Source organism: Shewanella sp. 553, assembly GCF_059338375.1.
In genome coordinates this window covers 4010956-4020078 of record NZ_CM181701.1, presented here as the reverse complement: position 1 = coordinate 4020078, position 9123 = coordinate 4010956, and the positions used below count along the sequence as shown (strand labels likewise).

The window sequence follows — 9123 nt, the reverse complement described above, 5'->3', positions numbered from 1 at the left end:
GTACTTATCCCCAAAAGATCATACAAAGGGGTGTATTCTATAGTGAGATCACAAGGATCGCTATCCTTTAAATGGATTTATCCCCAGTAAGATCAACTTGACTTTTTGACACTGATCCAGATCGATCGCAGCCGATCAATTTATTTATATAAACCAGTAAACTCAGCTTTATTAAGCGATCCAGATCGATCTATAATTAGCAACCTTCGTTCAGGCAAATGAATACCAGATCCACAAGATGTAGTGTTCATTCACAGAGTTATCCACACTAGAGTGTGTATATAACCTAGCCGAGCAGAAGTATTAAAGGAAGATTTTGTACACTTGTTGATTTTGCTTGTTGACGGGCATCACTAAAGTGATTACAATTCGGCCTCTTTTTTGCCCTTACTTCTAATTTGTAGGAGTCAGGTTTATTCACCTAACAAAGACGGATTGCCATAATGAGTAAACGTACTTTTCAACCTAGCAACCTGAAGCGCAAGCGTTCTCACGGCTTCCGCGCTCGTATGGCTACTGTAGGTGGCCGTAAGGTTATCGCACGTCGCCGTGCAAAAGGTCGCGCTCGTCTTTCTGCTTAATCAGTAGAAATGCAAGTGACCAGCTATACCTTTACGCGGGAGTTACGTTTGTTAACTCCCGCGCAATTCAAATCTGTATTCTCAAATCCTATCAAAGCTTCTTCGGCTGAAATTACCTTACTTGCTATACCTAACTCAGAGCAACATCCACGTATTGGATTAACCGTTGCAAAACGTTATGTAAAGAGAGCTAATCAACGCAACAGAATTAAACGTATCATCCGCGATAATTTTCGTTTGCATCAGCACGATCTACCCCCGCTTGATATCGTCGTTTTGGTAAGAAATGGCGTACTGGATATGGATAATGCAGCACTCCACAAACTGGTAGAGAAGTTATGGCGCAAACTCAGTCGCCGTTACAATGGCTAGCCACTACGTTAATTCGTGGCTATCAAATCTTTATCAGCCCTATACTAGGGCCAAAGTGCCGTTTTCACCCCACATGTTCAACTTACGCCATTGAAGCCATTCATTTGCATGGATTTGTGAAAGGGAGTTGGTTTGCAGGGAAACGCGTATTAAAATGTCACCCTTTACATCCGGGCGGTGAAGATCCCGTCCCTCCAAAAAATAAATAGGTGTAATAAATAGGCTATGGAATCTCAACGCAATATATTGCTTATCGGTCTGCTTTTTGTCAGCTTTTTGCTGTGGCAGCAATGGCAAACAGACAAAAAACCGCAACCCGTTGCTACTGAATCATCAGTGGCCGCGTCAACTACTGTCGCAAATACACATGGTAGTGATGTTCCTGATGCCGATGCTGCACTCCCAGAAGCAGTCGTTGCATCTAAAGAACTCATTACTGTCACCACAGACCAGTTGATATTAAAAATCAACCCAGTCGGTGGTGATATCGTTTATTCGGCATTAGTGGCGCATAAACTTGAACTCGATAAAGACGAACCTTTCGTTTTGCTCGAGCAAACTAACGACATCTACTATATCGCGCAAAGCGGCCTAATTGGTCGTGACGGTATCGATAGCAGCGTTAAAGGCCGTGCCCACTATTCAAGCCAAGCACAGCAATACACTATGGCCGATGGCCAAGAAACACTTGAAGTACCACTGACTTATGTGGCTGACAATGGTGTGACTTACACCAAAGTGTTTGTGTTGCATCGTGGTAAATTCAACATCGATGTAGATTACCGTATCAACAACACCTCCAGCGAACAGCTACAGGTGCAGATGTATGGCCAAATCAAGCACAGTATCAAAGAAAGCGAAAGTAGCATGATGATGCCAACTTATCGCGGTGCTGCATTCTCGACTCAAGATACCCGTTACGAGAAATACAGCTTCGAAGATATGGCTGACAAAAACCTAGACAAGAAAACCCTAGGTGGCTGGGCTGCAATGCTGCAGCACTACTTCGTTTCTGCATGGGTTCCACCAGCAAACGACCAAAACACGATTTTTTCTAGCATTAGCGCAGGCGGATTAGCCAATATTGGTTTCCGTGGTGCAGTGTATGATATTGCCCCAGGTAGCAGCCAAACCATTGGTGCGCAATTCTATGTTGGTCCTAAAGACCAAGCGGCATTATCGGAAATATCTGAATCACTTAACCTAGTGGTCGATTATGGTTTCCTATGGTGGTTGGCAGTACCTATTTACAAACTACTGATGATCTTCCAATCATTTGTAGGTAACTGGGGCTTAGCGATTATCCTTATCACCTTAACCGTTCGTGGCCTGCTGTACCCACTAACCAAAGCACAATACACCTCAATGGCGAAGATGCGTAACCTGCAGCCTAAGCTAGCTGAGATGAAAGAGCGCTTCGGTGATGACCGTCAAAAGATGGGTCAGGCGATGATGGAACTGTACAAGAAAGAGAAAGTAAACCCTATGGGTGGCTGTCTGCCTATCTTGCTACAGATGCCGATTTTCATTGCCCTTTACTGGGTACTGTTAGAAAGCGTTGAGTTGCGTCATGCACCCTTTATGCTATGGATCACCGACCTTTCGGTACAAGATCCTTACTATGTGATGCCAATCCTAATGGGTATCTCAATGTTCTTAATGCAGAAGATGCAGCCAATGGCGCCAACCATGGACCCAATGCAACAGAAGATGATGCAATGGATGCCAGTGGTATTTACCGTATTCTTCTTATGGTTCCCAGCCGGTCTTGTACTTTACTGGTTAGTCGGTAACATTGTTGCGATTACTCAGCAGAAGATCATCTATGCTGGTTTGGAGAAAAAAGGGTTAAAATAACCTTTTAGTTCCAACAAACAAAAGCGGTCGGATACTAAGTATTGACCGCTTTTTTGTTTTATATAAACGCATATTTTTGCCATTCACCATCAATTTAGGAAACACAGTAATGACAACAGATACTATCGTGGCACAGGCAACCGCTCCCGGACGCGGCGGCGTGGGGATCATACGTATCTCGGGCGACAACGCCAGCAAAGTGGCAATGGCCGTGTTAGGGCATATCCCTAAAGTCCGCTATGCCGATTACTGTGACTTTAAAGATGCTAATGGGGATGTGATAGACCAAGGCATTGCCCTCTTCTTTAAGGGGCCCAACTCATTTACCGGCGAAGATGTACTCGAGCTACAAGGCCATGGCGGCCAAATCGTACTGGATATGCTGATCAAGCGCGTCATGGAAGTGGGCGGCGTACGTATTGCTAAACCAGGGGAATTCAGCGAGCAAGCGTTTATGAACGACAAGCTGGATCTGACTCAAGCCGAAGCCATTGCCGATCTGATTGACGCCACCAGCGAACAAGCCGCCAAAAGCGCCCTCAATTCGATGCAGGGTGAATTTTCCACCCAGGTACATGATCTGGTCGATCAGGTGACTAACTTACGTTTATACGTAGAAGCCGCTATCGACTTCCCCGACGAAGAGGTCGACTTTCTCTCTGACGGCAAAATTGCCGCCTCGCTCAACCGTATTATCGACAAACTCGATTCGGTGCAATCGAGTGCCAAACAAGGCGCGATTATTCGCGAAGGGATGAAAGTCGTTATTGCGGGTCGCCCGAACGCAGGCAAATCGAGTCTACTGAACGCATTAGCAGGTAAAGAATCGGCTATCGTTACCGAAATAGCCGGCACCACCCGTGACGTATTGCGCGAGCACATTCACCTTGATGGTATGCCGCTGCACATTATCGACACCGCAGGTCTACGTGACACCACAGATACGGTAGAGCAAATAGGTATCGAGAGAGCCTGGGCCGAAATAGAAAGTGCCGACCAAGTGCTATTTATGGTCGATGGCACCACCACCAATGCAGTCGATCCCCACGATATTTGGCCAGACTTTATTGATCGCCTCCCCAAAAACCTTGGCGTCACCGTCATACGTAATAAAGCCGACCTGACTGGCGAACCATTAGAGACCACCCAAGAACAGGGTTATAAAGTCTTTCGTCTATCGGCAAAAACCGGCTTAGGCGTCGAGGAGCTTAAAGCACACCTTAAATCTCTTATGGGCTACCAAAGCAACCTTGAAGGTGGCTTTATCGCCCGTAGGCGCCATTTAGAAGCCTTAGAGCTTGCCAGTAGTCACTTATTACTGGGCAAAGAGCAGTTAGAGGTTTATCAAGCGGGTGAACTGCTAGCTGAAGAGCTGCGAATGTGCCAAATGGCCCTATCTGAAATCACGGGTAAATTCACCTCAGATGACCTACTGGGTAAAATATTCGGCTCTTTCTGTATCGGGAAGTGATGCCTAGCTGGATTACGCTGGGCTAGATTAATGACTGACTAAAATGTCAAAACAACATTTAATTGCTGTTATTAAATAAAAAGATGAGCATTGGCTCATCTTTTTATTAATATTGATTTATAGCTTTTTAGATGTAGACAACTCAGCCTCTAATTCTTGCTTCGCTCTTTGGGTTTTAAACTCAGAGTAAAGCACAGCTTCATCATTAGGGTTTAACGTCTTACCCGACTCTTGGATCAACTTGTCGAATAATGGCTTGGTATTTTCCATCACCACCAAGACACACAATTGTTTTTTATCATCGATGCGGGCAAATGCGACCTCTTTTGGTAATGCCCCCACTAAGCTTTGCTCAGCAATCTGCTTACTTACTTGAGCAAAGCTCGAGCTGGTCATACTGGCTTCATTTTCTTGGGTTTGCTGGTTAACCAGTTTATCCATCACCATAGCTTTAGTATTAATTTGTGTTGCCAAATCGGCTCTCGCATTAGCAATGGCTTGCGCGCGACTAGCTGCCATATTACCGCTCCACAGCACACAACTAGCAGAGGCTAATCCAGTAGCATGAGTCGGCATCAAAACCCAACTCGGCACACTATCATTCTCTGCTAGCGGCGTAGACTGTGGTGCTTGAGTACTACTACATGCACCTAAGATCAAAGCGCTGGCTACGGTTAAGTATTTTTTCATCATATTTTGCTATTTCCATTCCATGTGGGTAATTTGGCGTGATACTGCTCTTCTAACTTACGAACTTTCTTAAGGTACTTCTTGGTTTCAGCATAAGGTAAGCGTTGCATCAAGGTTTGATAAACCTGCTCACTAGACATTGCATTAATTTTTCCTAATGCCTGATTAATATTACGATTATTACCACCATTAAAGGCCTTTGCCACGTTACCAGCACCTGTATTATATGCGGCAATGGTGCAGTATTTACGGCTTGTAGGATCGGTAACACCTTTTAAATAACGCTCAGATAATATTGAAAGGTACCCTGCTCCATAAAGGATATTGGTATCGGCATGATAAAGCTCACTTGCTGTCGGTGCAGTCGACTTTTGCAGTAACTTATTCGCCACATCCATACCAGCCGACCCAGGAACAATCTGCATAAGCCCAAAAGCGGGAATATGGGACTTAGCCTCAGGATTAAACGATGATTCAGCATGAGAAATAGCCAGCAATAGTGCGACCTCTTGCCGCTGTTTGTCAGCCTGTTTATTGAATGATTCTAGATAAGGAGATGCCTTTCTCAACAGATAATCTTCAGGCAGAGCAATCGTATATGACTTTATTTTTTTATACTTAACATCTTGTTTATTAACTTGCTCAACCTGCTTTTCAAGATTTTCAACTCTGAGTTGCTGTTGCTGTTCGAGCTGTTGTTTTTTTACTTTAGCATCAGATTCCGAGATGGCTTCATCGGTATCCACACTATTTAGCAGTTGCTCATGCTGCAGCACAATTTGTTGTTTTAACACTGGCTGACTCGCCACTACTTTTGGCTGAGGTGTAATGACGGCAGGAGTTTGCTGTAACTCTTGCAATGCATCATCATTATCGATCAACACCTTGAGCACTGGCGCCGTGTTGATATCATCAAGCAAGTCGGTAACTGCAAGTCCTGGCTTAGAAGAGGTCTCTTCATTTAACTGTTCGATTGTCAGTGTTTGTGCTTGCTCATCAACAATTATTCGGCTTTGTAAATCATCACTATAAACAACCTCTTGCTCTATTGAACTCTGCACCGGAACGGCCCAGTTTTGCAGTAATTGACCACGAAAATGGTCATAATCGGCTAAGTATTTCTCTCTAAATGCAGTATATTCCTGCTGTTGTTGCTGAACATAATCTTGCTTTTGTTGCTGCCAACCTTTTTTAAACTCTTCAAAAGAAGCGTCAGTAGCCAGCACCAAAGAGGGAAACAATATTATTGGCAGTATGAGTTTACGCATGACGATATCCTTAGAAGTAAGCATTAAATTCATACTTAGTCAGTAGTGAATCAGCAATGTATTCAGGCGATAATTCAGAAATCGCATAAAAGTTAGCGGTATAAGCGGCTAACTTTTGAGTCAGAGCACCAACCTCTGCGGTATTCCCCTCTAATGTCGCTTGATCCAGTTCGGTTAACATAGAGAATGCATTGGGTTGAACCTGTTCATATTCAGTAAAGCCAGCCAACAAGTTTAAAAACATTCCTTGTGGGCCTAGCTCTCTAGATTGTAAAAAATAAGTAACATTTTGATTATCATAGAAAAATATATTTGAATCAGACGTAATATCTGTAATGGTATTCGTTTTGAGTAAGCTTTCAGTAAAAGGTACCTGAGGGGTAAAATCCCCAAGCAAGGGATTATCATGCTGTAGGCTATGTAATACGATCGCGACGATGCGCTGATCTTTATTCATCAATGTCAGTAGATACTTAGGATCTTTATAATAACGATACTCAATACTAGGATCTAAACTAGAAGCTTTAATTACCTGCGGCATGCCCACACTTTTTTGAGCAAACTGCAGGTAGTTACCAATATCTAATGAAGCGACTCTATTATTCTCTACCTGATGGGTAAAATGAGTGATAAACGCTTGATAAGCTTCCGTAAGTAATTGTTTAGTATCGGCCCAGTTACCAAGGCCCATTAATACAACCATGAGTAATACAAAGCCAGACGTTAACCTAGCAAAGAAGCCCTTCTTTTGCGGCTTACCGTCAATAACCCCATTGTTGCTTTTTAAAATATTTTGAACACTCATACGGGTATCCTTGTTATCCCTTAGCTTCTATCTAATTTATTTTTAAAAGATGAACCAACTAAAAATAGTCTTCTAAATCATTAGCTTGCTCAATGTTGATTTGCCGCACCGCCTCTTGAGCCTTAATCAACAACTGCTGACAAAGCGGCGCTTCGCAGGTCGCCATTAACTCGCTAACCGCAGCAAACTTTTCAGCTTCTAACCAGATTTTGGCAACCGCTATTTTGGCCTCGCTGAATGATAAGTTTTCAGCATCTAAATGTTTATCGAGATAAGCTAAGCCAGATTCAAAATCTGTTTGGCTGGCAATTAATGCGACTGCGTCAGCTTGAGTTCGTTCATGCTGTAAAGCGACCTTTAACATTGCGCGTAATAGCTCGATATCACTATTATCTAACGCCCACCATGCGGTGATTAACGCTAATCCCGCTTGGTTATATTGCGGATCAACCACGCTGATATCACCAACACAATACAAACCATCTTTTTGTTTTGTCTGTCGATAGTTAGTAATACTGGCATCGATAAAACTTAATGGCGGAGGAATCGTTTGCGAGGTTAAGGTCATTAATTCGGCCCGAATTTCAGCTCGCTTAGGCAAAGTCAGTGCACGTCGACAAGCCGCTTGCTCGGCACCACTGGAAAGCGCTTTTAGCGCGATAACCTGTGCACCGCCATCGCTCGCCTCACTGATAAAAAAGGGACTCTTTTCTCTGACGATTCCCGATGACTCGGTGACAATAGCGCCAGAGAAAACAGAGGCTGCCAGAAATATAGACAGCATCAGAGTTCCTCGCTACTCGACACCTTACCTGATGCAGCTTGTGGGTTAGCGGCCTTGTTATTAACCCCACCCACAACATGTATTTTATGCCCAGCACTGCTACTCGCATTTAAGCTTGTGCCACCAGACTGCATCTCTTTGTTGGCTTGTCTAGCAGTTGCTTCAAGGCTCGGAGCATATACAGCAACACTGTATTGCCAGTATCCATCTGTACTGCTAAAACTTTTAACACTAACTCCTGCGGGTAACTTACCTTTGGCTAGCGTCGAATAATCATCTGAACTCTTAAGTTGATTAATAAAAGTCTCACGATCATTGTCGAGCACTTTCACCTGCTGGGGATCTTGCATCGACGGGTCGTCATATTGGAACTGTTTAGCGCCTTCCATCTGCTTTTCATCAAAGCTGCCCTGCCAATAAACCTGCTCCCCTTGCATCGTTGCTAGCAAGGCTGAGCGCGCCCGAGTTTGTGACTGTGACTTTGCCGTGCTGCGTAATTTATCGGCTATGGTCTTATTTTTATTTTGTCGAATAATCGCAGACCCATAGCCCATAACAATAACTTCACCTGTATCGGCGTGGGTAAGTATTTTGGCACCAACTGGCGGTAAAACGCCTTCACGGATATCGGTGATCACTTGCTTAAAAATGCTATTAGGATCCGTTGTTACTGCCACAGCCCCATGTTTAGTACGCACCTGATCGCGGGTTTTAGGGGTAGATATTAAACTTACGCGAACATTTTTCGCCGCTACATTGTCATACACATCAAAAGTGACAAATCCAGCAAGTGAGCCAGAAACCGACTCCTTACAATTTTCCATCATCGCCGTTTGCGTGTTAGCTGCACTATCGGCACCGGTATCTATGACATCCATACTGGTAGAGACCAAATTGCTGCACTGGTGCTCTACCCCTTTCATATTTTCGACCAACTGCTTTTTCGCTATGAGATAAGCTTGGTTATAAGCCCCACGTTTAGACAGTAACGTCGCATTGATATTATCGTAAGTGGTATAGCTAATGCTGCCGATAGATAAGATCCCGGTACCACTGCCAACTTGGATCATTTTCACGCCATCTTCATCATTTTCAATCAGTGCTTGATGCGCTACAGCTACAGCTAAATTGGCGTTATCACCAACAACAGCATCGCCTTTTATTACCACTTGCTCAGTGTTCGCTAGGTCAGCCCCAGGTCTGGCAGGCATCATGTCGGTCAAATCAAAGTCATCACTTGCCATAACAGGCATAGATAGCGCGAGGGCCAGTGTAAATAGGTTTAATTTCAAAAT

The 9123-nt window shown here is 44.0% G+C and carries 9 protein-coding genes and 1 pseudogene; 5 read left to right on the top strand and 5 right to left on the bottom strand.

From position 1 onward, the window contains the following. Nucleotides 1-443 precede the first annotated feature (443 nt). The 5 genes and pseudogenes from rpmH to mnmE all read left to right on the top strand — a co-directional run bounded on the left by rpmH (nt 444) and on the right by mnmE (nt 4281). Nucleotides 444-581, top strand: coding sequence for a 50S ribosomal protein L34 (gene rpmH / locus AC5YBZ_RS17815; RefSeq protein ID WP_011867659.1), 138 nt, complete (start codon nt 444-446; stop codon nt 579-581). 15 nt (nt 582-596) lie between these two features. Continuing rightward, nucleotides 597-953, top strand: a complete 357-nt coding sequence (rnpA, locus tag AC5YBZ_RS17810) for a ribonuclease P protein component (RefSeq protein ID WP_494520433.1) — start codon at nt 597-599, stop codon at nt 951-953. Beyond that, nucleotides 920-1175 (top strand): annotated as a pseudogene (yidD, locus tag AC5YBZ_RS17805) (membrane protein insertion efficiency factor YidD). Before rnpA ends, yidD begins: the two are co-directional and overlap by 34 nt. 3 nt (nt 1176-1178) lie before the next feature. Next, nucleotides 1179-2810, top strand: coding sequence for a membrane protein insertase YidC (gene yidC, locus AC5YBZ_RS17800; RefSeq protein WP_494543287.1), 1632 nt, complete (start codon nt 1179-1181; stop codon nt 2808-2810). A 109-nt stretch (nt 2811-2919) separates the two neighbouring features. Then, nucleotides 2920-4281, top strand: a complete 1362-nt coding sequence (gene mnmE, locus AC5YBZ_RS17795) for a tRNA uridine-5-carboxymethylaminomethyl(34) synthesis GTPase MnmE (RefSeq protein WP_494543286.1) — start codon at nt 2920-2922, stop codon at nt 4279-4281. 117 nt (nt 4282-4398) lie between these two features. Here the strand turns inward: mnmE and AC5YBZ_RS17790 are convergent, their stop codons facing one another. The 5 genes from AC5YBZ_RS17790 to AC5YBZ_RS17770 are packed head-to-tail and all read right to left on the bottom strand — an operon-like array spanning nt 4399 to nt 9120. Further along, nucleotides 4399-4974 (bottom strand): hypothetical protein, encoded by a 576-nt coding sequence (locus AC5YBZ_RS17790; protein ID WP_475515399.1) that lies wholly within the window; start codon nt 4972-4974, stop codon nt 4399-4401. Then, complete coding sequence (locus AC5YBZ_RS17785; protein ID WP_475515398.1) at nt 4971-6239, bottom strand: transglycosylase SLT domain-containing protein; 1269 nt, start codon at nt 6237-6239, stop codon at nt 4971-4973. The genes AC5YBZ_RS17790 and AC5YBZ_RS17785 overlap by 4 nt, the downstream gene beginning before the upstream one ends. 10 nt (nt 6240-6249) lie before the next feature. Then, nucleotides 6250-7044 carry an ETEC_3214 domain-containing protein gene (locus AC5YBZ_RS17780; protein WP_475515397.1) on the bottom strand — a complete coding sequence of 265 codons (795 nt, stop codon included), beginning with the start codon at nt 7042-7044 and terminating at the stop codon, nt 6250-6252. A gap of 58 nt (nt 7045-7102) precedes the next feature. Continuing rightward, a complete protein-coding gene (locus AC5YBZ_RS17775) occupies nt 7103-7828 on the bottom strand; it encodes a hypothetical protein (protein WP_475515396.1) in 726 nt (241 codons plus the stop codon). After that, nucleotides 7828-9120, bottom strand: coding sequence for a hypothetical protein (locus tag AC5YBZ_RS17770; RefSeq protein ID WP_494543285.1), 1293 nt, complete (start codon nt 9118-9120; stop codon nt 7828-7830). The genes AC5YBZ_RS17775 and AC5YBZ_RS17770 overlap by 1 nt, the downstream gene beginning before the upstream one ends. Between the last annotated feature and the right edge of the window lie 3 nt (nt 9121-9123).

Bases quoted from the DNA above. Each gene is read 5' to 3' on its own strand.
- rpmH (WP_011867659.1), top strand. From the start codon at position 444: ATGAGTAAACGTACTTTTCAACCTAGCAACCTGAAGCGCAAGCGTTCT.
- yidC (WP_494543287.1), top strand. From the start codon at position 1,179: ATGGAATCTCAACGCAATATATTGCTTATCGGTCTGCTTTTTGTCAGC.
- mnmE (WP_494543286.1), top strand. From the start codon at position 2,920: ATGACAACAGATACTATCGTGGCACAGGCAACCGCTCCCGGACGCGGC.
- AC5YBZ_RS17790 (WP_475515399.1), bottom strand. From the start codon at position 4,974: ATGATGAAAAAATACTTAACCGTAGCCAGCGCTTTGATCTTAGGTGCA.
- AC5YBZ_RS17785 (WP_475515398.1), bottom strand. From the start codon at position 6,239: ATGCGTAAACTCATACTGCCAATAATATTGTTTCCCTCTTTGGTGCTG.
- AC5YBZ_RS17780 (WP_475515397.1), bottom strand. From the start codon at position 7,044: ATGAGTGTTCAAAATATTTTAAAAAGCAACAATGGGGTTATTGACGGT.
- AC5YBZ_RS17775 (WP_475515396.1), bottom strand. From the start codon at position 7,828: ATGCTGTCTATATTTCTGGCAGCCTCTGTTTTCTCTGGCGCTATTGTC.